This is a genomic window from Pseudomonas sp. zfem004 (genome assembly GCF_032621715.1).
GTDB lineage: Bacteria > Pseudomonadota > Gammaproteobacteria > Pseudomonadales > Pseudomonadaceae > Aquipseudomonas > Aquipseudomonas sichuanensis.
Map to the genome: position 1 here is coordinate 438,791 of NZ_JAVYJF010000001.1, position 22,173 is coordinate 460,963.

At 64.4% G+C, this 22,173-nt stretch carries 24 protein-coding genes and 1 riboswitch; of the genes, 6 read left to right on the forward strand and 18 right to left on the reverse strand.

Features of this window, described 5'->3' with window-relative positions; genetic code table 11:
* Window positions 1-83 precede the first annotated feature (83 nt).
* A complete protein-coding gene (locus tag RTH46_RS02060) occupies window positions 84-716 on the forward strand; it encodes a TetR/AcrR family transcriptional regulator (RefSeq protein WP_316904937.1) in 633 nt (210 codons plus the stop codon).
* Window positions 717-1,194: 478 nt separating this feature from the next.
* Here the strand turns inward: RTH46_RS02060 and RTH46_RS02065 are convergent, their stop codons facing one another.
* From RTH46_RS02065 to RTH46_RS02100, 8 genes are all read right to left on the reverse strand, one after another.
* Window positions 1,195-1,551 (reverse strand): hypothetical protein, encoded by a 357-nt coding sequence (locus RTH46_RS02065; RefSeq protein WP_316904938.1) that lies wholly within the window; start codon window positions 1,549-1,551, stop codon window positions 1,195-1,197.
* A 300-nt stretch (window positions 1,552-1,851) separates the two neighbouring features.
* Complete coding sequence (locus tag RTH46_RS02070) at window positions 1,852-3,159, reverse strand: PIN-like domain-containing protein (protein ID WP_316904939.1); 1,308 nt, start codon at window positions 3,157-3,159, stop codon at window positions 1,852-1,854.
* A 102-nt stretch (window positions 3,160-3,261) separates the two neighbouring features.
* Window positions 3,262-4,599 (reverse strand): OprD family porin, encoded by a 1,338-nt coding sequence (locus tag RTH46_RS02075; protein WP_316904940.1) that lies wholly within the window; start codon window positions 4,597-4,599, stop codon window positions 3,262-3,264.
* Window positions 4,596-5,030 carry a pseudoazurin gene (locus RTH46_RS02080; protein ID WP_316904941.1) on the reverse strand — a complete coding sequence of 145 codons (435 nt, stop codon included), beginning with the start codon at window positions 5,028-5,030 and terminating at the stop codon, window positions 4,596-4,598. Before RTH46_RS02080 ends, RTH46_RS02075 begins: the two co-directional genes overlap by 4 nt.
* 17 nt (window positions 5,031-5,047) lie before the next feature.
* Window positions 5,048-5,836, reverse strand: a complete 789-nt coding sequence (locus tag RTH46_RS02085) for an ABC transporter ATP-binding protein (RefSeq protein WP_153788058.1) — start codon at window positions 5,834-5,836, stop codon at window positions 5,048-5,050.
* Window positions 5,833-6,849: a FecCD family ABC transporter permease gene (locus RTH46_RS02090; protein WP_153788059.1), complete on the reverse strand. Its 1,017-nt coding sequence runs from the start codon at window positions 6,847-6,849 to the stop codon at window positions 5,833-5,835. The genes RTH46_RS02085 and RTH46_RS02090 overlap by 4 nt, the downstream gene beginning before the upstream one ends.
* Window positions 6,846-7,859 carry an ABC transporter substrate-binding protein gene (locus tag RTH46_RS02095; RefSeq protein WP_316904942.1) on the reverse strand — a complete coding sequence of 338 codons (1,014 nt, stop codon included), beginning with the start codon at window positions 7,857-7,859 and terminating at the stop codon, window positions 6,846-6,848. Before RTH46_RS02095 ends, RTH46_RS02090 begins: the two co-directional genes overlap by 4 nt.
* Window positions 7,860-7,971: 112 nt before the next feature.
* Window positions 7,972-8,171: riboswitch (cobalamin riboswitch) on the reverse strand.
* Between the two features lie 26 nt (window positions 8,172-8,197).
* Window positions 8,198-9,364, reverse strand: coding sequence for a DUF1624 domain-containing protein (locus RTH46_RS02100; protein ID WP_316904943.1), 1,167 nt, complete (start codon window positions 9,362-9,364; stop codon window positions 8,198-8,200).
* Between the two features lie 200 nt (window positions 9,365-9,564).
* Here RTH46_RS02100 and RTH46_RS02105 point away from each other — a divergent pair, with 200 nt between their 5' ends.
* On the forward strand, window positions 9,565-10,017 hold the full coding sequence (locus RTH46_RS02105) for a hypothetical protein (protein ID WP_279845705.1): 453 nt from the start codon (window positions 9,565-9,567) through the stop codon (window positions 10,015-10,017).
* Between the two features lie 378 nt (window positions 10,018-10,395).
* Here the strand turns inward: RTH46_RS02105 and RTH46_RS02110 are convergent, their stop codons facing one another.
* From RTH46_RS02110 to RTH46_RS02135, 6 genes are all read right to left on the reverse strand, one after another.
* The gene (locus tag RTH46_RS02110; protein ID WP_279845704.1) at window positions 10,396-11,172 is read right to left on the reverse strand and encodes a ParA family protein; all 777 of its coding nucleotides are present in this window, start codon (window positions 11,170-11,172) and stop codon (window positions 10,396-10,398) included.
* Window positions 11,173-11,286: 114 nt separating this feature from the next.
* Window positions 11,287-11,766, reverse strand: a complete 480-nt coding sequence (locus RTH46_RS02115) for a hypothetical protein (protein WP_316904944.1) — start codon at window positions 11,764-11,766, stop codon at window positions 11,287-11,289.
* Between the two features lie 84 nt (window positions 11,767-11,850).
* Window positions 11,851-12,435: a LysE family translocator gene (locus RTH46_RS02120; RefSeq protein ID WP_316904945.1), complete on the reverse strand. Its 585-nt coding sequence runs from the start codon at window positions 12,433-12,435 to the stop codon at window positions 11,851-11,853.
* Between the two features lie 49 nt (window positions 12,436-12,484).
* Window positions 12,485-13,315 carry an AraC family transcriptional regulator gene (locus RTH46_RS02125; RefSeq protein ID WP_153788065.1) on the reverse strand — a complete coding sequence of 277 codons (831 nt, stop codon included), beginning with the start codon at window positions 13,313-13,315 and terminating at the stop codon, window positions 12,485-12,487.
* Between the two features lie 75 nt (window positions 13,316-13,390).
* Window positions 13,391-14,005, reverse strand: coding sequence for a LysE family translocator (locus RTH46_RS02130; protein WP_110992839.1), 615 nt, complete (start codon window positions 14,003-14,005; stop codon window positions 13,391-13,393).
* Window positions 14,006-14,039: 34 nt separating this feature from the next.
* Window positions 14,040-14,960: a LysR family transcriptional regulator gene (locus RTH46_RS02135; RefSeq protein ID WP_153788066.1), complete on the reverse strand. Its 921-nt coding sequence runs from the start codon at window positions 14,958-14,960 to the stop codon at window positions 14,040-14,042.
* 103 nt (window positions 14,961-15,063) lie between these two features.
* Between RTH46_RS02135 and nfsB the strand changes: the two genes are divergently transcribed.
* The 3 genes from nfsB to RTH46_RS02150 all read left to right on the forward strand — a co-directional run bounded on the left by nfsB (window position 15,064) and on the right by RTH46_RS02150 (window position 16,679).
* On the forward strand, window positions 15,064-15,717 hold the full coding sequence (nfsB, locus tag RTH46_RS02140) for an oxygen-insensitive NAD(P)H nitroreductase (RefSeq protein ID WP_153788067.1): 654 nt from the start codon (window positions 15,064-15,066) through the stop codon (window positions 15,715-15,717).
* A gap of 373 nt (window positions 15,718-16,090) precedes the next feature.
* Window positions 16,091-16,435, forward strand: a complete 345-nt coding sequence (locus RTH46_RS02145; RefSeq protein ID WP_153788090.1) for a DUF1801 domain-containing protein — start codon at window positions 16,091-16,093, stop codon at window positions 16,433-16,435.
* A 46-nt stretch (window positions 16,436-16,481) separates the two neighbouring features.
* Window positions 16,482-16,679 (forward strand): hypothetical protein, encoded by a 198-nt coding sequence (locus tag RTH46_RS02150; protein ID WP_153788068.1) that lies wholly within the window; start codon window positions 16,482-16,484, stop codon window positions 16,677-16,679.
* On the opposite strand, the gene RTH46_RS02155 is transcribed toward RTH46_RS02150, so the two are convergent.
* The 4 genes from RTH46_RS02155 to RTH46_RS02170 all read right to left on the reverse strand — a co-directional run bounded on the left by RTH46_RS02155 (window position 16,680) and on the right by RTH46_RS02170 (window position 20,647).
* Window positions 16,680-17,834 (reverse strand): cysteine desulfurase family protein, encoded by a 1,155-nt coding sequence (locus RTH46_RS02155; RefSeq protein ID WP_316904946.1) that lies wholly within the window; start codon window positions 17,832-17,834, stop codon window positions 16,680-16,682.
* Window positions 17,835-18,006: 172 nt separating this feature from the next.
* Window positions 18,007-18,486, reverse strand: a complete 480-nt coding sequence (locus RTH46_RS02160; protein ID WP_316904947.1) for a DUF2269 domain-containing protein — start codon at window positions 18,484-18,486, stop codon at window positions 18,007-18,009.
* A gap of 1 nt (window position 18,487) precedes the next feature.
* Window positions 18,488-19,615, reverse strand: a complete 1,128-nt coding sequence (locus RTH46_RS02165) for a saccharopine dehydrogenase family protein (RefSeq protein WP_316904948.1) — start codon at window positions 19,613-19,615, stop codon at window positions 18,488-18,490.
* A gap of 105 nt (window positions 19,616-19,720) precedes the next feature.
* Entirely contained in the window at window positions 19,721-20,647 is a 927-nt protein-coding gene (locus tag RTH46_RS02170) for a LysR family transcriptional regulator (RefSeq protein WP_125464364.1), read from the reverse strand.
* Between the two features lie 138 nt (window positions 20,648-20,785).
* Between RTH46_RS02170 and RTH46_RS02175 the strand changes: the two genes are divergently transcribed.
* Window positions 20,786-22,015, forward strand: a complete 1,230-nt coding sequence (locus RTH46_RS02175) for an acyl-CoA dehydrogenase (protein ID WP_279845693.1) — start codon at window positions 20,786-20,788, stop codon at window positions 22,013-22,015.
* Window positions 22,016-22,173: the final 158 nt, after the last annotated feature.

Here is a 22,173-nt window from a genome sequence, read left to right on the forward strand (position 1 = left end):
AATTAGTTGCATGACTATAAACTAATTTGCGAAAACCAGACAAGACGGCTACAAGTCTGTCTCCACCGAGCCAGGAGCAACTGATGCAACCATCACAACCCTCACCCGGTCGCGGGCGCCCGCGCACCATTACCCGTGAACGCATCGCCGACGTGAGCATCGCCATTGGCCTGCCTTGCCTCACCTTCGTGGGTGTGGCCGCCGCGTTGGGGGTGAGCCATATGGCGCTGTACAAGCACGTGGCGAACATCGACGCGCTCAAGTGCCTGGTGGCCGAGGAAATCTTCCAGCGCTGGCAGATCCCCCGGGCGAGTGATGGCGCTGAAGAAGGCCTGCAGGCCTACCTGCTGCGTTTCGCGGCCTCGGTGCAGGCCTTCGTCAAGGCCCATCCTGGGCTGACGCCCTACGTGATACGCCGGCTGGCGGCGACCGAGGCGATGATCGGCAAGATCCATGAGCATCAGGTCCATATCGCCGAGGTGTATGGCCTGTCGCCGGAGCAGGCGCGCTGGCTGTTGTCGACGGTGGCGTTCCATGGCTTTGCGGTGGCCGATACGGTCTATACCGTGGCCAAGCGCGAGCCGGTGCTGGACGCGGATTGCGTGCAGGAAGAGATGGAGATGGAGGTCGAGTTGAGCGAAGGCATGCGCGCACTGATCGTTGGGGTGTTGGTGTTGCTCGAGCAGCAGGGTGGGGATGTGGGCCACCAGGTGTAAGGCGGGATATTGGGTGAAGGCCACCAGGTGCTTGGCGGTATTTCTGCAGCGCCTATGAGATCGAGCGCCGCCCGCGCGGCGCTTCGCGGGTAAACCCGCTCCCACAGTTTGTTTCGGGCCAGTCTTTCCTGTGCCATCACCTGGTCCGCCTTGTTGGCTCGACGCGGTTTCAGTGTGGGCGTTGCCGCCGCTCCACATGACTCAAGGCATGCACCAAGGCAGGCACCGGTACTTGCACAGGAGTAACTGGCCCGAAATAAACTGTGGGAGCGGGTTTACCCGCGAAGCGCCGCGCGGGCGGCGCTCGATCTCAGGAGCGGTGCACATCTGTCGCCATGCACCTAGCCGCCCGAATGCGATTTCAACTATGTCGAACCGGTCAAAGAGGGGCGCATAGCGCCCCAGGCATTCAGGGAGTCATTCACCGACTCCGCCAGCTTCCGGCGACAGACCTGCCAGCCAGTTCCTCACGCCGCACCTACCCGAAATCCTCCCTTCGCACTGGCCGGTTCAACCGCTCTGGCCGCTCCGGTGCAGGCGGATTGGTCGGCAACAGCACCAGCCCGTCCAACACCTTGTTCAATAGCGCCTCGATCATCTCCAGCGACAACTGCGAGCCGCCCAGCAAACGTCGCCCATCGCCGTGCGCGTCTTCGCGGGCGAGGGTGGTGGCCTGGTAGGTCTGTTGCACGAGTAGCAGGGCATGCACCAACGCGTCCTCGGCGAATACGCCGGGGCGGACGGTGAACAGTGGGGCGTGATGGTGGTTGCAGGTACCGAAGGTGTAGCGGTCGCAGCAGGGGTGGTGGGGTGGATCAGGTATTCCTTTGCACATGGTGGAACTCCCTTCGTAGATGAAGAAATCCGCCACGGCCTGCCGCCAAGCAGGTGAGGGTGACGGACTACGCAAGGTTGGCGGACCGGTACGAAGGGAACCGGCACTTCCGAAGAAGTCCATGCGCAGCCCGCCATAGAGCATCTTCGCGGGCACAAAAAAAGCGCCTGCGAAGGTGGGTATGGGCGCTTTGCGCCTTCGTTCCAGGCCGCCAAGCCCGGGTCACTGTTGTCTCAGTGACGCGCGTAGGCTAGCGAAATGCGATAAGTTCTGCAAGCGCTAGCTTGTGTAGCTATTTAGTTAGTCCAGCTCTGTTTCCTCATCGTGGGGCGAGATACTTTCAATGTATTGGTCAATTGCGTCGCGCTTGCTCATGAGTTCAATGTTGTTTTTGATTTCTTGATCAATGTGCTTCTTTGTTAACATCATTTCTCTGATGTGTTCGATGTGTTCAAAGTGTGGAATGTTAAGGTTCTTTACAGCTGCCATATATGTCTTTATGTTTTCGGGCGCTTGGAATTTTGTTGTTTTCTCCAAGAGTTCTGAAACTTTGGAAAGATTATAGATTTCTAGATTTTTGGATAGCCTGCTGGCTAAATCAATGCTATTAAGGTTTGTGGAGTAAAATTTGTTGTGGGGTAGGTGCGGGGTGGTTGATGGTGTTTCGTTCTTGTTGTGAGCGTCTTTGATTGATTTTTCGCTAATTGCTGTCTTAAAAATTGCTTTGCTTTCTCGCAGAAAGTCAGCAGTGCTGTACATATGAAAAAACTGGGTTTGCGTTTTTTGAAATATTTCGCATTTCAAATTTTCGTGGGGACCAATGTGCTTGTCTCCGGCCGAGTCGATTATCGTCCACCAGTCCTCTTTGAGGTCGTCAGTAATAAATATGACGTTATCGGATGGTTGATCTTTGAGCCTCTGGATAAGCTGGTTCCAGAGTATCAAATCTCCGAATTGACGTTCGTAAGTCAAGCCTCCGTGAGTGAATTTGGAAGATTCGAAATCTCCCTTACTCTTTTTTTCATCTTCATACCCAGGTGGGATTTTGCTGGCGTAGCGTATCGCCCCTAAACGATAGATCTCGTCTAGCCATGCTTGGTCTGTAGGAGGAGAACCAATCTTACCGTTGGTGTATTCGTCAAGTTTTGACAAGATCTTATCCGGGGAGCGTACATCGGGTTGTTTTTTGTCCCATTCGGAAACTTTCTTTTTGCACTTTGAGGCTTCTGATTTTACGCTCTCAGTGAGTATGGAGAGATGATTGTTGAGGTCGGGAAATTTTTTATCTATATCGTTTTCTTGAATGCAAGTGGTGATGGCGTTGGTCAGATTGTCGAGTGCCGAATTTATGGTTCTGAATATTTTCTTTTCGTTTTTTATTATGGTTAGCCGTCTTCTATGGTACTCAAGGCCTACTTGGAAGGGTATCCATATACGGTCGTTGATACTTTCTAATGCACTAAAAAAATCTTCGCGAGTACTTTCTTCGTATCCGTAAAGATTAAGAAAGACGTTGGTGTCAAAAACAAAGATCGTATTATCTGACGTCCATGCAGCGGAAATTTCATTTTGCTCTGGGGCGACAAAGCTTTTAAACAGGTCCTTCATGTCTTGGCTCTGGAGTCGTAGCTGTTGTTGGAGCGGATCCTAATACGGAATGATGGTCAAATGCCATCGCTCGTAGTCTTTGGTCGAACACGGTGTGATGATTCAAAATGGTCCAGCCAACGGCCACTCCACCGCCACCCTGACCTGATCCCCATCCAACTCCGCCTGCGCCGTATCCCCCCGGTGCACGTTATGCCGCAGCGAAACCGCCAACCCCTTGGCCGCCCCACTCTGCACCACATACCGGGCCTCCAGGTCGCGCTCCCAGTGCTTGCCATCCTTGCCATACCCCAGATACGCATACCCCCCACGCGGATCGACATGGGTGCCATCGATATCGAACCCACGCACATACAACGCCGTCAGGCTCAACCCCGGCACGCCATACGCGCCCATGTTCAGGTCATACCTGGCCTGCCACGACTTCTCGTTCGGCGCATTGAAGTCGGACAGCTGCACGGCGTTGCCCAGGTAGATCGCCCCGCGGGTGACGTAGTCGAACGGCGTGTTGCCGTCCACCTGCTGCCACCCGAGGCTGAACGCGTGCGGGCCCTGGGCGTAGCGCGAGACCAGGCTCCAGGTGGTGTTGTCGATACGCCCGGACAGGGCCTTGCCGGTGTCGGTGGTGCGGTACAGGTTGAAGTCCAGGCTCAGGCTGCGGCGGTCGTCGAAGGCGTGGCTGAGGGTGCTGCCGAGGTAGTGCTGGTTCCAGGTGTCCTCGTAGCGGGAGGTGTACAGGCTGGCGCTGGCGTTGGCGGTCGGGTTCCACACGGCGCCCGCCAGGTCGAAGCTGTTGCCCTGGCGGCCGTTGGAGTAGTTCACCACGAAGCCTTGATCGTGGCTGGAGGCATTGCGGTCGGTGCTTTCGTTGAAGTGCCCGGCCACCAGCTTGAGCCGGTCGATCTCGTTGCTGGTGAGGAACCAGCCGGTGAAGGTCTCGGGCAACAGACGGCTGTCTGACGAGCTGAACACCGGGGTCTTGACCCGTTGCTCGCCGTAGGACAGCACGGTGTTGGAGGCGCGCAGCTTTAGCGCCGCGCCGCCTCGGCTGTATTCGCTTTTGGGGTGGCCGTCGTTGTCGATGGCCAGCAGGCGTGCCTTGCCGGCGCGGCCGCCGCCGCTGTCGAGCTGCACGCCGAGGTAGGCGTGGGCATCGACGCCCACGCCGATCAGGCCTTGGGTGAATCCGGAACTGAACGTCCCCATCAGGCCGTATGCCCATTCCTCGGCCTTGCCGCTGCGTTCGGCACGGGGCTTGTAGGCATTGCGTGCGGCGCTGTTACGCCCACCGTGGCGGTAGTCGCGCTGGTCGTAGACGCTGCGGTTGAGCAGGCTCCAGCTGCTGTCTTCGACAAAGCCGTTAGCCTTGGACTGAGCGGACTCGGCCAGGGTCAGCGGGCTGAGGCCGAGCAGCGGCAGGGCGATGAGCAGCGGTTTCATTGGCCGGCCTCCAGCTTTTGCAGCTGCACGGCGAGGCGACTGGCCGCGCGGGCGGGCAGGGCGTCTGGCAACTGCATCGGCGTGGGCGCGCCCACCTGCATCAGCATCACCATGCCCATCGCCAGGTGCGGGATGCACTGGATGCCATAGAGCCCGGGCTGGCTGAAGGTGTATTCGAACGGCTGGTTAGGCTTGCTCTTGAACGCTTCGGCGCCTGCCGGCAGCAGGCCAGGAATGCTCGCGGCGTTGTGCCCGGCCTGGGTCGGCAGAAAGCGCACGGTGTCGCCCGGGGCAATGCGCAGGTGGTCCGGCTCGTAGACCATTGCCCCCTCGGCGCCGCGGTTGAGCATCTTCACTTCGAACACCTCGGCCTGGGCGGCGGCGGTGGTCAGCAAGGCGGCAAGCAGCAGGGCGGCGCAGCGGGGCGGCATGGGCAGAACTTCCTGGTTCAGGGGGCGCGAAAACGCAGGATGCGCGCGCCGTCGAAGGGGTCGGTGAGGTAGTGGGCGCGTACGCCGAAGGTGCTTAGCAGGCGCTCTGGGGTGAGCACGGCTTCGGGCTTGCCGAGGGCGACCAGGCGGCCCTGGTCGAGCACGGCCAGGCGGTCGCAGGTGAGGGCCTGGTTGAGGTCGTGCAGGGCCACCAGGGTGGTCACCGGCAGGGCCTGCACCTGTTGCAGCAGGCTCAGCTGGTGCTGGATATCCAGGTGGTTGGTCGGCTCGTCGAGCAGCAGCAGTTGCGGGCGTTGGGCCAGGGCGCGGGCGATGTGCACGCGCTGGCGTTCGCCACCGGACAGCTCGCGCCAGATGCGCTGGCTGAGGTGGCTGGCGTCGACGTCGGCCAGGGCCTGGTCGACGATGGCGCGGTCGGCCTTGCCGAACGGCGCCAGTGCCGACAGCCAGGGTGTGCGGCCCAGTGCCACGGCTTCGAAGACGCTGATGGCGTCCTGGGTGTCGGCTTGTTGCTCGACCAGTGCCAGCTGTTGGGCGATGCGCCGGCGCGGCAGTTTCGCCAAGGGTTCCCCCAGCAAGTGCACGTTGCCGGTGGTGGGCGTGCGCAGGCCGGCGAGCAGTTTGAGCAGGGTGGATTTGCCCGAGCCGTTGGGCCCGACGATGCCGAGGGTTTCACCGGGGCGCACGGCCAGGTCGATAGCTTGCAGCACCTCGCGCTCACCCAGGCGCAGGCTCAAGCCTTGGCAGGCGAGCGGGGCGACTTGCAGCGAATTGAGCACGGTCATGGGCGCCCCCGGCGGCTGACCAGGATCAGCGCGAACACCGGTGCGCCGATCAGCGCGGTAACTACGCCCACGGGGATCACCTGGCCGGCGATCAGGGTGCGCGAAAGAATGTCGGCGACGATCAGGAACAACGCACCGCCGAGGGCGCTGGCCGGCAGCAGGCGGCTGTGGCCGGGGCCGAGCAGCAGGCGCAGGGCGTGGGGGATGACCAGGCCGACGAAACCGATGGCGCCGACGATCGACACCATCACCGCTGTCACCAGCGCAGTGCAACTGATCAGCAGCAACTGGGTGCGGCGCACCGGCACGCCCAGCGAGGCGGCGGAATCGGCGCCGAAGGTGAAGGCGTCCAGTGCGCGGCGGTGCCACAGGCACACCGCAAGGCCAAGCACGGCCACCGGCAGCGCCAGCCACACCGACGGCCAGCGCACGCCGCTGAGGTTGCCCAGCAGCCAGAACAGGATGCCGCGTGCCTGCTCGGCGGTGGCCGACTTGGTGATCAGGAAGGCGGTCAGGGCGTTGAACAGTTGCGACCCGGCAATGCCTGCAAGGATCACCTGGGCGTTGTTGTGGCTGCTGGCGCTGGCGCGCGACAGTAAAAGCACCAGGCCGAACGCCGCCAACGCGCCGATGAAGGCGCCGCCGGACAGCGACAGCGCTGCGCCGCCCAGGCCAAGCAGGCCGACCGCCACGGCGCCGGTCGAGGCACCGGCGGACAGGCCCAGCAAGTAGGGCTCGGCGAGCGGGTTGCGCAGCAGCGCCTGCAGCACCACGCCGCAGGTGGCCAGGCCCGCGCCGCAGGCGGCGGCGACCAGGGTACGCGGCAGGCGGTAGTTCCAGACGATGCCGGCGTCGATCGGGTCGAGGGTGTGGCCGGCCTGCCACAGCTGGTTGGCCAGCACCTGCCAGACCAGGTCGATGCCCAGGCGGGTTTCGCCGATGGCGATGCCGGCGAGCATGGCCAGCAGCAGGGCGGCCAGCGCGGCGATGGCGAGGGGCAGCAGGCGGCTCATGGTTGTGGCGCTTGGCCGCTGGCGAAGGCGGCGGACAACCGCTCAAGGCCGAGGAACAGACGAATGCCGGCCTGCATGGCGTCGGCATCGAGGACGATGATGCGGCCGTTCTTCACGGCGTCCATGTTGCGGGTGACCGGGTCGCTGCGCAGGAAGTCGAGCTTCTTCTGGTAGTCGTCGGCGGGGAAGCGGCGGCGGTCCATGCGGGCGATGATCAGCCAGGTGGGGTTGGCTTTGGCCAGGGTTTCCCAACCCACGGTGGGCCATTCTTCGCTGGACTCGACCACGTTGCGCACGCCCAGGGTCTGCAGCATGAAGTCGGCCACGCCCTGGCGGCCGGCGACGTAGGGGTCGATCTCAAGGTCGGCGCTGGAGAACCAGAACAGCGCGCTGGTGCCGGACAGGTCCTTGCCGGCCAGTTGCTGCCTGGCGTGCTCCAGCTGGCCCTTGAGTTGCGCGTTCAGCGCCGTGCCACGCTCCTGCACGTCGAAGATCTCGGCCAGCTGGCTGACGCTCTTGTAGATGGTCTCGACCTTGAACGGCTGCAGGCGGGTGCCGTCGGCGCCGACCAGGTTGTCCTTGCCTTCGCAGTCGGACGGCAGCAGGTAGGTGGGGATCTTCAGCTCGGCGAACTGCTCACGAGTGCCGACCACGCCCTGGGCGCCGACCATCCACTCGAACTGCACGGCCACCAGTTGCGGGCGTTTGCCCACCACGGCTTCGAAGCTCGGGTCGTTGTCGGCCAGGCGTTCGACCTTGTCGTTCTGCGCCTTGAACTCGGGCAGCACATTGTTGAACCACAGCGAGGTGCCAGCCAGTTTGTCGCCCAGGCCCAACGCATAGAGCATCTCGGTGCCGGCCTGGCCGATGGTCACGGCGCGCTCGGGCGCCTGGGCGAAGGTTTGCGCCACGCCGCAGTTTTCGACGGTCAGCGGGTAGTGCGTGGCGGCGGCCTGGGCCAGGCCGGTCAGCGACATGGCGGCGAGCAGGGTGGCGATACGGGGCAGCATGGTCGGGCGATCTCCTGTCGAACGGTGCACGGAATGAGCACGGACAGGCATCGCCGGGCTTCGGGCAGGGCGCCCGAGGCAACGAACGGATGGCCATCCCGGACACCCCGCCGGTTGGTGAACATGTGCCGGCAGGTCTCCTGACTGGTGCGTCCTGGCCCTGCGCCAGCCTTCCCGGATCGCTTGATCCAGTGGCATCGATGGCGCGGGCTCGGCACCTACAGTTGCGGGGGCAGTTCCCTTTGGCACGCGTGTGGCGGCCTGGGGATTCCCTATTAATTCCGAGTGGAAACCGGCGGGCGGCATGGTAGACCATCACCCGCCGGGTGAAAACGCCTTTACAGGTATTTGAGCCAGGCGATGTCGCGCCGGCGTGCCTTCAGCCGGGCGAACCCTCGCACCGGCAGGTACAGCGCCGCAGCCAGCAACACGGCACTCAACCACACCGCGGCGATGCCGTCGAAGCCGAAATAGTCGCCATGGTTGAGGCCCAGCAGCGCCACGCTGGCCAGGTACAGCAGCTTGAGCACATACAGGTGCAGCAGGTAGAAGAACATCGGCGCGGCGCCGAACACCGCCAGCATGCTGATCCAGCGGGCGGACCCTGCGCGCTCGAAGCCGCGCAGCAGCAACAGGCCGGCGCCCAGGGTCAGGGCGAGGAACAGCAGTGACGGCGGGTATTTGGTGATGTTGAAGAAGCTCATCAGGGTTTGCGTGACACTCGGGTAGCTGCTCCACGGCGCTTCGCCGTAGCCGTTGAGCAGGCGCAGTACGACGAAACCGAGCAGTGCGGCGCTGCCGGCCAACAGCAGACGCTGCTGGCGCTTCGCGGCATCGCTGGCGCGGGCGAACCACGGGCCCAGGCCATAACCCAGGGCGATCACGCCGATCCACGGCAGCACCGGGTAGGAGGTGCGCAGGCGCAGGCTGTCGGTGGCTTGCAGCCAGCCACGGTCATGTAGGACTGCCCAAGGTACGTGCAGCGCCGACTCCGGGCCGAAATGCAGGCCATCGAGCAGGTTGTGCCCGGCCACGATCAACGCACCCAGTGCCAGCAGCGCCGGGCGCGGCAGCCACACCAGCAGCGACAGGGCGATCATGCTGATGCCGATGGCCCAGATCACCTGCAGGTAGATCACGCTCGGCGGCAGCTGGAAGGTCCAGGCGAAGTTGACCAGGGTGAATTCCAGCGCCACCAGGAACAGCCCGCGCTTGAACAGGAACGTCGAAACGTCGCTGCGGCCCTGGTACTTCTCGCCGTACAGCCAGGCCGACAGCCCGGTCAGCAGCACGAACACCGGCGCGCACAGGTGGGCCAGGGTGCGGCTGGCGAACAGGCTGGGATCGGTGGCGTCGATGCTCATCGGGTCGCTGACCTGGCGGTGCAGGAAGAAGGTTTCGCGCACGTGGTCGAGCAGCATGAACAGGATCACCAGGCCGCGCAGGGCATCGATGCTCTGCAGGCGCTGGGTGAGCAGGGTGGGGGAGGCGGTGGCGCTGGTCATCGGCAAGGGGTCGCAGGCAGGAATGAGTGTCAAATGAAACGTTATCTTATAACTATTGGTCTTGTGCTGAACAGTGGCTTGGTTGGGTAAATCTGTGTGTCTGCCAGGATGAGGTGCTCAGCCTACTTGTGCTTTAGCGAGCATTGGCGGATACATGCAGGCCGCGTGACGATGAATGTAATTTGCCGACAAGGACTGCCATGAAACCCACCCCTGTACTACTGGCCACATTGCTGCTGGCGTTGCCGTGCGCCTCGGCCTTGGCCGACAGCTGCCGCAAGAACATCCAGGGCGGCGAGGATTGCCGCTACAGCGATGGCACCACTTCCACCAGCCGCGCCAATATCATGGGTGGCTTCGATACCACTTACAGCGATGGGCGCCGCTCCAGCAGCCGCTCGAATATCCAGGGTGGGCTGGATACGCGCTACAGCGACGGTAGTTCTTCCAGCAGCCGGGCGAATATTCAGGGTGGGCAGGATACGCGTTACAGCGATGGCCGCTCTTCCAGCAGCCGGGCGAATATTCAGGGTGGGCAGGATACGCGCTACAGCGATGGCAGCTCTTCCAGTAGTCGGTCGAATATTCAGGGTGGGCAGGATACGCGTTACAGCGGTGGTAGTCGTGAGCGTGAGCAGGGGCGGCGGTGGTAGAGGCTGCTGGGTGTTCGGCTGGGCATCTTCAGCGCCTATCAGATCGAGCGCCGCCCGCGCGGCGCATCGCGACGCAAGGCCGCTCCTACATCTGTTTCGGGCCAATTATTCCTGTGAAAGTACCGCTGCCCGCCTTGGCGCATGCCTCAAGTCGGGCGAGGGGCCAGCAGTGCCCACCTTGATACCGCGGCGTACCAACAAGGCGGACTAGGTAATGGCACAGGAGAGACTGGCCCGAAACAAACTGTGGGAGCGGGTTTACCCGCGAAGCGCCGCGCGGGCGGCGCTCGATCTCAAGAGCGCTGCAAAGCTATCGCCTTACACCTGGCCGCCCACAAATGATCTCAATTCGGCCACTACAACCCGCCCACAATCTCCTCACGCCGCCCGCTCCAGCACATCCAGCAACTCGACAAACTCCTGCGCCAGCCTATGGCGCGGCGCCATGTGCACCAATGGCACCGCCGCTTCATGGGACTCGCGCATCCTGATCGAACTGCTCAGGTACACCGGCAGCACCGGCAGCCCTTCGCCGCGCAACTGGTCGACCAGGGTCTGGTGCAGGGCTGTGCGCCCGGCGAACTGGTTGACCACCACGCCTTCGACCTGCAACGCGGCATTGTGGTCCTGGCGCAGTTCGTCGACCTCGGCCATCACATTGAGCAGCGCCTGGCGCGAGAAGCTGTCGCAGTCGTAGGGGATCAGCAGGCGCTCGGCGGCCACCAGGGCGCTGAAGGTGTAGAAGTTCAGCGCCGGTGGGGTGTCGATGTAGATCCGCTCGTAGTCCGCCGACAGCTCCACCAGCAACTTGCGCAGCTTGTTGATCTTGAACTTGCTCTCCAGCTTGCCTTGCAGGTCGGCAAGGTCGGGGCTGGCGGTGATCAGGTGCAGGTTGGCGTAGCGGGTTTCGGTGATGGCCACGCGGTGCTTCTTGCCGGTGGCCGGCGCGGGGGCGAGGGTCTGGCGGAAGAAGTCGGCGATGCCCGCCGGGATCTCGTGGTTGACCAGGCCGGTCAGGTAATAGGTGGCGTTGGCCTGGGGGTCGAGGTCCACCAGCAGGGTGCGATAACCTTCGGCGGCACTGGCGGCGGCCAGGTTACAGGCAATGCTGGACTTGCCGACACCGCCTTTCTGGTTGAACACGACACGACGCATGGCTGAATCATCCTTGAGGGAAAATGGCAGAACGGGGTCAATCCTATGACCGAAAAGTGACAGTATTAAGGCAAAGCTTGTTACATGTCCTGCCTGCGTCGTGCACCGGTGCTTTTACGGAGCGGCTTGCTGCAACGCCTGGAGTTCGTCCTCGACCTCTTGCATGCGTGCCTCGACCAAAGCCTGCACTTTAGGGTCCCTGGCGCTCTCGCGCATCAGCGCGGTCAGTTTCTCGCTCAGCCGCTTGCCTTCATCGGTCTCGCCCAGCGCCTTGGCCTTGGCCGGGTCGCGGGTGGCGGCGACGATGGTGTCGAACTCGGCATCGTCGAAGTTCTTTTCGCTGTAGAGCCGGTACAGGTCCTGGCGCTGGTCCTCGACGGTCAGGTGCTTGCGCAGCACCGTCTTGATCTGTTCTTCGGGCAGCTTGGGGTGGGTTACGGCCAACAGCTGCGCCATGCGCCCGATGTTGTGCTCGTAGGCTTCCTGCAGGGGCAGGCTGGAGCGGATCTTTTCTTCGCGGCTGGGTGCCTGGTCGCAGGCGGCGAGGGCGGTAAACAGCAGCAGAGGCAACAGCAGTCTTGGCAAGCGGGGCATGGGGCAGGGGCCTTGGGCACGGTGAGGCTGGCGAGTGTACTGCAAGCAGGCCCGCTGCCAGCAGGGGCCTGCATGAAATAGCCGTCAGACCAGCAGCGCCGACCAGGCCGACACCAGCAACAACCCCGCCAGGCTCTGGTTGAACCAGCGCAATGCCCGAGGCGAGTTCAGCCAGCGCGCGCTGCCGGCACCCAGCAGCGCCCAGGCGGTCATGCACGGCAGGGCGATCAGCAGAAACACCAGGGTCAACCACCACAGCGGTAGGGCCGGGGTGGCGAACAGGCTGATCATCGCCAGCGCCATCAGCCAGACCTTGGGGTTGACCAGTTGCAGGGTGGCCGCCTGCAAAGGGCCGAAGCCTGCATGGTCACCGGCCTGCAGCGGCGCACCGGCGCTGCGCAGCATGCGCCAGGCCAGCCAGCTCAGCCACAGCGCACCCGCCCAGCCGAGTAGCTGTTGCGCCAACGGGTGATCAAGCAGCAGTTCGCCCAGACCCAGGCCAACCAGCAGCACCACCGCGGCCGCCGCGCCACAGGCCGCCACGGTGGGTGCCAGGCTGGCGCGCACGCCGCGCTGGGCACCTTGGGCGAGGATCAGCAGGTTGGTCGGCCCCGGGCTGATGCTGGATGCCAGGGCGAAGAGGACGAAGGGCAAAAGGCTGTGGGACATGGTCGAGGCTCCGGTTGATCGTGGCCTCATGTTCGCAATCGCCCGGGTTTCAGTCTGGAAGGTTTGAGCAGCGCTTGCGGTAGTCCGCCGGCGTCAGCCGGTAGGCGCGGCGGAACCAGCGGCCCAGGTGGCTCTGGTCGGCGAAACCGAGGGCCGTGGCGACCTCGGCCGGGCCCAGGCCACGGGCCAGCAGCTGGCGCGCCCGGGCCAGGCGCAGCTGGATCAGGTAGGCATGCGGGGCCAGGCCGTAGGCGGCCTTGAAGGCGCGGGTCAGGCGGAAACGATCGACGCCGCAGACCCGCGCCAGGTCGTCCAGGCCGATGTCCTGGTCGAGGTGCGCATGCAGGTAGTCGCGGGCCACTTGCGCGGTCAGCGGCAGGCGCGGGTCAGGGTCGAGGCGCCGGCGCCACTGCAGGTGGCCGGTGAGGCAGGCCAGCAGGTCGTCGATGGCGGTCTGGCGGACGATGCGCAGGTCCTGCTGGTGCAAGGCGTTGAATGCGCGGCTGGTGGCGCCGGCCAGCCGCGTATCGCAGTGCAGGGTGGCGGCGAAGCTGGGGAGGGCGTCGCTGGGGGCCTGCTCGAACAGCGTGCGCAGTTGGCTTTCCAGCCAGTGGCTGTCCAGGTACAGGGTGGAGTAGGTGAAGCCTTCAGCGGTTGGCGCCAGGCCGTCATGCAGGTCGCCGGGCTCGAGCAGGAACACCTGGCCGGGTGTGCTTTGGTGGCGCACCCGGCGGCAGTTGAACTGCTGCACGCCCTGTTCGGTGACGCCGACCAGGAAGCTGTCGTGCCAGTGCGGGTCGTAGGCGTGGCCGGTGAAATGGGCGCGGACCGACTCGATGCCGGTGTCGGCGTCCTGTTTGAGGTCGATCCAGTGGCTCATGGCGAGGGCCGGTTGCGGTGGGTTCTCGACCATAACGCAGAACCGGCCCTAGAGTTTAGAACGATTGTGCAGCGCTTAACGCTGGGCGAATGCCAGGTTGATGCCCAGGCCCGCGAACGAGGCGGCAAAGCCCCGGCGCAGCCAGGCCTGGACCTTGGGCGAGTCGATCACCGCACGGCGGAACAGGTGGGCGAGCAGGCCATAGAGCACGAACACGACGAAGGTCATCAGCATGAACACCGCGCTCAGGCCGAGCATCTGCACCACGGCGGAGCCGGCGTGGGGGTCGATGAACTGCGGCAGGAAGGCCAGGAAGAACAGGGTCAGCTTGGGGTTGAGGATGTTCAGCAGGCAGGCCTTGAGCACCAACTGGGCGGCAGCGGCCGGCGGGGCTTTTTCATCCACGGCGAAGGCAGCGCGATCACGCCAGGTGGCATAGGCCAGGTACAGCAGATACGCGACCCCGGCGAACTTCAGCCCCTGGAAGGCCAGGGCGCTGGCGTGCAGCAGCGCCGACAGGCCGAGCACCGAGGCCAGCAGGTGGGGCACGATCCCCAGGGTGCAGCCCAGCGCGGTCCACAGGCAGGCGCGACGCCCGGCCACCAGGGCGCTGGAGACGGTGAGAATCACCCCGCTGCCGGGGATCAGCACGATGATCAGGGCGGTGAGCAGAAATTCCAGGCTCGGCATGGGTGACAGCTCCTTGCAGTCGGGGGAAGCGCCACTATACGCCGGGGCCTACCGGCTGCAACACACCCTCCGGGCGCAGCGTGGCGAAGCGCTCGCGCAGCCAGCCGTGCAGCTGCGCCACCGCAGGAGTGATCTGTTTGCGGTGCGGGCACACCAGGGTGACCGGGGTCGGCTCGCCGGGGTGTTCGGGCAGCAGGATCTCCAGGGCGCCGGCGGCGATGTCGGCGCTGACATCCAGCCACGACTTGTAGACGATGCCTTCGCCTTCCAGGGCCCAGCGCCGCACCACGTCGGCGTCGTCGCTGAACAACGGCCCGCGTACCTGCACGGTGCGGTTGCCCAGGCGCCATTTGTCGTACACCCGGCTCTGTTGCGAGTACAAAAGGCAGTCGTGCTGTTGCAGCGCTTCGGGCGTTTGCGGCCGGCCGTGACGGGCCAGGTATTCAGGGGCGGCCACCACCACCCGGCGGTTCCACGGCGCCAGGGGCAGGGCGATGTAGTTGGCGTCTTCATTGAGGCCGTAGCGGATGGCAACGTCCACCGGGTCGCGGTAGAAGTCGGCCATCTGATCGGAGAGCAGGAAGCGCAGGCTCAAGCCCGGGTGCTCGCGGCGAAACGCACTCAGCCAGGGCCGCAGCAGGTTGCGCCCCAGGTCCGAGGGGGCGGCCACCTGCAGCACGCCACGCAGGCTGCTGTGGTTGCCGTGCAGGTCTTCGCGGCCCTGGCGCAGGGTGTCGAGCACGCGTTGGGCGGTGGGCAGGTACAGCTCGCCCTCGGCGGTGAGGCGCAGGCTGCGGGTGGTGCGGGCGAACAGGCGCACATCGAGCTCGCGCTCCAGGCGCTTGATCGCCGCCGCCACCTGGCCGGGCAGCAGGTCGGCCTCGTGGGCGGCGGCGGTGAAGCTGCCCAGGGCGCTGGCTCGGGCGAACAGTTCGAGGTCGGTGATGCGCAGCATTTTCACTCCAGGGATGAAAGTGTTGCTGCATTGTGCTGGTTTTTCTTTGCAGCCGGGAAGATAAGATGCGCCTCAATCCCGATCATCCAAGGAGTCACCGTTGATGGACACCGTTGCCCTGGCCAAGCGCCGCTACACCACCAAAGCCTACGATGCCAGCCGTCGCATCCCCCAGGCCACCATCGATGCGCTGCTCGAACAACTGCGCCACAGCCCGTCTTCGGTCAACTCGCAGCCTTGGCACTTCATCGTTGCCGACACCGATGAAGGCAAGGCGCGCCTGGCCAAGAGCACCGAGGTGGGCTTTGCCTACAACACGCCGAAGATCCTCAATGCCTCCCATGTGATCGTGTTCGCCACGCGCACCGACATGACCGAGGCGCACCTGCAGGCGGTGCTTGAGCAGGAAGGCAAGGACGGGCGTTTCCGCAGCGACGAGGCCAAGGCCGGGCAGGACCAGAGCCGCCGCTTCTATGTCAACCTGCACCGCCACGACAACAAGGACCTCCAGCACTGGATGGAGAAGCAGACCTACCTGGCGCTGGGGACCGCGTTGCTGGGGGCGGCGGCCTACGGGCTGGATGCCACGCCGATCGAAGGGTTTGACTTCAAGGTGATGGACGCCGAGCTGGGGCTGCGTGAGCGCGGGTTTACCAGTGTGGTGGTGTTGAGCTTGGGGTATCACAGCGAAGAGGATTTCAATGCCGGGCTGGGCAAGTCGCGGTTGCCGGCGGCCGAGGTGTTCACTTTCCTCTGAAGTAGAGGCGCCGCCATGCGGCGTCTTCTCCGGCAAGCCCGCTCCCACGGGTTCAGTATCAGCCTTCAGGGCCGCGCGGTCGTTGTGGGAGCCGGCTTGCCGGCGAATGGGCGCACCGCGGCCCTAGTGACGCCTATTCGCTCGTCCTGTTCATTCCCCCTCCATTTCCAGCAGGCGCTTGGGATCATTCCTAGGCTGGCCGAGCTGAAGCAATTGGTTTCAAATTCGGAAATGTCTTACGGATGCGAGGCGTTCACTGGCAAGACGGTTCTGAAAAAGTGCGGCTGCGGGCCGAGAGAATTGCAGGGCATGGTAAATACTCACGCCTTCCGTGTTGGAGGATCTTTCCGTGTCCCATCCCACCGCCTCGCAGATGATCGATGCCCGTATCGCCGCCTTGACCGACTGGCGAGGCCCCCGCCTTGCGCAAGTGCGCGCCCTGATCCGTCGGGCCGACCCGATCGTGCGCGAGGAAGTGAAATGGCGCGGCACGCCCGTCTGGTTCCATGCCGGTGTCCTCTGCACTGGCGAATGCTACAAGGACAAGTTGAAGCTGACATTCCTCAAAGGTGCGGAACTTGCGGACCCGACCGGATTGTTCAATGCCAGCCTCGATGGCGGCACGCGACGCGCCATCGATCTGTTCGAAGGCGACCGCCTCAATGAGCGGGCGTTCATGGCGCTGATTCGGGAAGCGGTGATCTTCAATCTGGGCTGAGTGTTCACACGCTCTCAGCATGGCAAGGGTGTAGACGATCAGCGCCATGTTCAGGTACATCGCCGCGAACTGGCCGAAGATCGGCCGCCCGGCCCGAGGAACTGCGGCAGTACGGCGCCGCAGTATTGCGCGCCAGCAACTGACGCAGGCCAAGGTAGATCAGGTAAACGGTACCGAGCAGCTTAAGCACCAGGAAGGCTGCATGTGCCTGTTCGCCGGCTTGCCGGCGAACCGTGCTCACTGATTACCAGAGTGCCGCAGCGGCCGCGCCAATCACCCGCTCGAACACCGCGATTGCCTGGTTCACCTCGGCCTCGCTGGTGTAGCGGCCGATACTCAGGCGCACACTGTTGCGCGCCCGGCGTTCATCCAGGCCGAGGGCCAGCAGCACATGGGAGGCCGCATTGCTCGCCGAGTTGCACGCCGAGGTAGTGGACAGCGCAAGTTCGTTGGCCAGCAGGCGGCTGTTGAAGCCGCTGGCGTCGATACACAGGTTGAGGGTATGGGGAATGCGTTGTACGGCGCAGCCATTGAGCGACACGCCCGGCAGCGCCAGCAGGCCGTCGCGCAGGCGCCGGGCCAGTTGCTCAAGGCGCTGGTGTTCGCTGTCCCCTGGCTGGCCCGCCAGGGCGAAGGCGCTGCCCATGCCTACGATCTGATGGGTGGCCAGGGTGCCGGAGCGCAGCCCGCGCTCGTGGCCACCGCCGTGCATCTGCGCACGCAGGCCGCTGCGGGCGCGGGGGCCGACATAAAGCGCGCCGATGCCCTTGGGGCCATACACCTTGTGCGCCGAGAACGACATCAGGTCGACCGCCTGGCTGGCCAGGTCGATCAGCACCTTGCCTACCGCCTGGGCCGCGTCCACATGCAGCAGGGCGCCGTGTTCGCGTACCCGCGCGCCGATGGCGGCGAAGTCGGTGAGGGTGCCCAGTTCGTTGTTCACCGCCATCAGCGACACCAGCCGGGTGTCTGCCCGCAGTGCAGCCTGCACGGCGTCGGGCTGGATCAAGCCCTTGGCGTCTGGTGCCAGGCGGGTTACCGCCCAGCCCTGGCGCTCCAGTTCGGCCGCGGTGTCGAGCACGGCCTTGTGTTCCAGCTGGCTGGTGATCAAGTGGCCGGGCTGTGAGTAGCTTTGGGCGACACCTTTGAGGGCGAGGTTGTTGGATTCGGTGGCACCGGAGGTCCATACCAGGTCGTCGGGCTGCGCGCCGACCCGCTCGGCCACCTGGCGACGGGCTTGCTCGACCGCTTCACGGGCGGCCTGGCCGAAGCTGTGGCCGCTGGAGGCAGGGTTGCCGAAGTTGGCGGTACGGCCCAGGCAGCCGAGCATGGCCTCGATGACCCGGTCATCGACGGGGGTGGTGGCGGCGTAATCGAAATAGAGGGGGGCGTTGTGCATAGCGAGGGCTTGTCCGTGCGGGACGCCGCCAGTCGGCATCCATGTACGGCATGTTACGAGGCCTGATGGGCAAAGGTTTTTCCCATTGCTCGTCCGCTAAGGTGTTTCAGAATTATTCATTCTGCGCTGCATACCATTTCGAGAAAAAAATTCTCCACGCGCTACTTTCAAGTCAAAGCCATTGCCAGGGCGCTTGTTTTTTCACCATTACCAGCACCATCAGGAACATCCCGGCAAACCCGATCACCCCCATCCACAGCCAATAACGGTAGAGCCTGTGGTAGAGCGGGCATAGCGGGGAGTGCGCCTCGGCGGCTTGGGCGGCGAGGGCCTGCAGGCGGGTCTGCAACAACAGTACCGGCAACCACAGCGCACCCACACCGAAGAAGATCGCCAGCGCGGCGCGCAGCCAGTCCATCGTCCAGTCCATGCCTGCCATGCGCACCATGGCGTAGCCGGTCAGCAACTGCAGGACACCGGCCGGAGTGGTGATCCAGGCGTCGAAGCGCACCACCATCCTGGCCACGGCGGCGATCACCCGCGCATCGCCCGTGCGGTGGGCGGCGATCAGGTAAAGGTAGGAGCCCATGCCGAAGCCGAACAGGAACACGGCGGCGATCACATGCAGGTATTTGAGCAGCAGGTAATCCATGTCAGCCGCGTCCCTGCTGGAAACTGACTCTGTAGCGGATCTTGTCCGGCGCGTCGATGGCCGCCAGGTATTGCGCAACGCTGATTTCGCCCACGCAGGGGCGCGCGCCTGCCGCTGGCTGGTAGCCCTCGGTCAACCTGGCCATCAGCGCCACCGCAGCGCAGCTGGGGATCTCCGGGCCTTTGTCATCGGTTGCGCTGACCTGGGCGCGCAGGCGCAGTGGCTGGCCATTTTCGTCCAGGCCGCGCACGTCCAGGTACATCGCGCTCTTGCCATCGCCCCAGCGCTCGAAGCGCAGGCCCAGGCGGTGCAGGCGCCGCGCCCAGGGCAATGGGTCGCGTACCAGCCCGTATTTCACCAGCAGCGCCAGTGCCGCATTGGCCAGGCCGCCGGCCATCAGCCCGGAGCCGGCCTTGAACGCCAGGGTGCGCGAGCCGTAGCGGCTTGCGAAGATATCCATGTCCGGCACATCGACATTGCTCAGCAGGCGCCAGCCCAGGCCCGGCAGGTGGCGCAGTTGCAGGCCCAGCCAGCCGTCGACCGCGCAAGGCTGGCCATCGCGCCACTGGCGGATCGGCCGTCCGGCATAGGCGAGCACACCTTCGATGGTGGACAAGCCGGGCATCTTGGCAGAGGAGGAAATGCCGTGCTCGATCGACTCGATGTGGCTGAAGCGCTGCCGTTGCTCGTCGAGGATCGCCGACGACAGGCTGGGCACCGAGCTGCAGCCACTGAGCAGCGCCACACCCGCCTGGCGGGCGCGGGCGTCGAGCTGGGCGATGCCGTTGACGAACAGCCGGCAGTCGGCCAGGTCGCAATAGCTGGCGCCGGCCTCGATGCAGGCCTCGGCAACGCGGTAGGGCTGGCCCTGGAACGGCCCGCCGGTGTGGATCACCCAGTCGATGCCCAGTTGGCGCAGGGCCTCGGCGAAACCGGGGGCCATGGCATCACCGCACCAGCTGCCGTGCAGCGATGCGCCGGGGCTGCCGAGCTGTGCGCCAAGCTGGGCGAGCTGCTGGGCGTTGCGCCCGGCGATGACCAGTTGCACGCCCGGCATCTGGTTCAAGTGGCGGCTGATGATGCGCCCGAAGTTGCCGTAGGCGCCGATCACCAGGGTCCTGATAGCCATGCTGCGTTCCTTGTGCCGTGAATCTGGAATGCCCGGGGCAGGGCGGCGCAAGGTTTACCCAAAGGTCGGGGCAATGCAAGCGCGGACAGGCCTTTGCCGCCGCGCTCAAGCGTTTTCCAGCGCCTTCTGCTCCTGGCTGGCGACCCGCTCGCACAGCTCGATGATCTGCTCGCGCATCCAGCGGTTGGCGGGGTCCTGGTCGGTGCTTTCGTGCCAGTACAGGTGGGTTTCCAGGGCCGGCACTTCCACCGGCAGCGGCTGGTGGCGCAACTGGTGACGGCGGGCGAAGCGCTCGGGCACGGTCATCACCATGTCGGTCTGCTGCAGCACCTGCGACGCCATCAGGTAGTGTTGCGAACGCAGTGCCACGCGGCGCTGCACGCCCATCTTGCCCAGGGCCAGGTCAACGTAGCCCAGGCCGTTGCGGCGGCTGGAAATATGGATGTGGGTCATGCCCAGGTAACTGTCGAGGGTCAGCGCGCTGTCGGCCAGCGGATGGCCGGGGCGCATGGCGCAGACGTAGCGGTCCTGCATCAGCTTGACGTGGCGCACCTGCGGGTCGGTGTTCAGTGGTGCGTCGACGGCGAAGTCCAGGCGCCCGGCGGCCAGCTCCTTGGTGGTTTCGCGGCGCTTGCACGGGAAGCTCTCGATCACCAGCGCCGGTGCCAGGCGGCGCAGGCGCTGGAACAGCGGCGGCAGGATCACCGCCTCGGTGAGGTCGGTCATGCTGATGCGGAAGGTCTTGCTGGCCTGCAGCGGGTTGAAAATGCGGCTCTCCTGCACCGAGGTGCGCAGCAGCGACAGGGCGTTGCGCACCGGGCCGATGATGTTCTGCGCCATGGGCGTGGGCACCATGCCCTGGGCGGTGCGCACGAATAGCGGGTCGTTGAAGGTTTCGCGCAGGCGCGACAGGGCGTTGGACACCGCCGGCTGGGTGATGCCGACAATCTGCCCGGCGCGGGTCAGGTTGGCTTCGGTGTAGATGGCGTCGAAGACGATGAACAGGTTGAGGTCGACCTTGCTGAGGTTCATGGCGCCGCTCTTCATTGGAATTATCAGCGGATCATATATCGGTTATGAATGTTAATACACAGTGAAAATAGACTAGGTGGATGAAGGGTGGCTGTTCTAGGCTGCGTCCATGTTCTTCATTGACTGAAGGTAGCCCCGATGGATTTCGCCTATTCGCCCAAGGTCCAGGCACTGCGCGAGCGTGTCAGCGCATTCATGGACGCCTATGTGTACCCGGCCGAGCCGGTGTTCGAGCGCCAGGTTGCCGAAGGCGACCGCTGGCAGCCCACCGCGATCATGGAAGAGCTCAAGGCCAAGGCCCGTGCCGAAGGCCTGTGGAACCTGTTCCTGCCCGAGTCGGAATACGGCGCGGGGCTGACCAACCTCGAATACGCGCCGCTGGCCGAGATCATGGGCCGCTCGCTGCTGGGGCCGGAGCCGTTCAACTGCTCGGCGCCGGACACCGGCAACATGGAAGTGCTGGTGCGCTACGCCAGCGAGGCGCAGAAGCGCCAGTGGCTGGAGCCGCTGCTGCGCGGCGAGATCCGCTCGGCATTTGCCATGACCGAGCCGGACGTGGCCTCGTCGGATGCCACCAACATGGCCGCCACTGCCGTGCGCGACGGTGACGAGTGGGTGATCAACGGCCGCAAGTGGTGGACTTCCGGCGCCTGCGACCCGCGCTGCAAGGTGATGATCTTCATGGGCCTGTCCAACCCCGACGGCCCGCGCCATCAGCAGCACTCGATGATCCTGGTGCCCACGGATGCGCCGGGGGTGAAGATCGTTCGCCCGCTGCCGGTGTTTGGCTACGACGACGCGCCCCACGGCCACGCCGAGGTGCTGTTCGAGAACGTGCGCGTGCCTTATGACAACGTGTTGCTTGGCGAGGGCCGTGGCTTCGAGATCGCCCAGGGCCGCCTTGGCCCAGGCCGTATCCACCACTGCATGCGCTCGATCGGCATGGCCGAGCGCGCCCTGGAGCTTATGTGCAAGCGCTCGGTCGAGCGCACGGCCTTCGGCAAGCCGCTGGCGCGGCTGGGTGGCAACATCGACAAGATCGCCGACTCGCGCATGGAGATCGACATGGCCCGGCTGCTGACGCTCAAGGCCGCGTACATGATGGACACCGTGGGCAACAAGGTGGCGCGCAGCGAGATCGCGCAGATCAAGGTGGTGGCGCCTAACGTGGCGTTGAAGGTGATCGACCGGGCCATCCAGATCCACGGTGGCGCGGGGGTCAGTGGCGACTTCCCGCTGGCCTACATGTATGCGATGCAGCGTACGCTGCGCCTGGCCGATGGCCCGGATGAGGTGCACCGGGCGGCGATCGGCAAGTATGAGATTGGCAAGTATGTGCCCAAGGAGATGTTGCGTAGCGGGCATTGAACCTGGCAGAAAACCCGCTTCGGCGGGTTTTTTGTTGTTCAGCATCTGGGTGAAAGTACGAATGCACCGCCTTTGGCGTAGGGCGTTTCCTGAGCTGCCCTTGCTGGCTCCAGCGCCACCGTTGAGCTGCTAGCGTTCGGCGTTTCCCGCGCACAAGG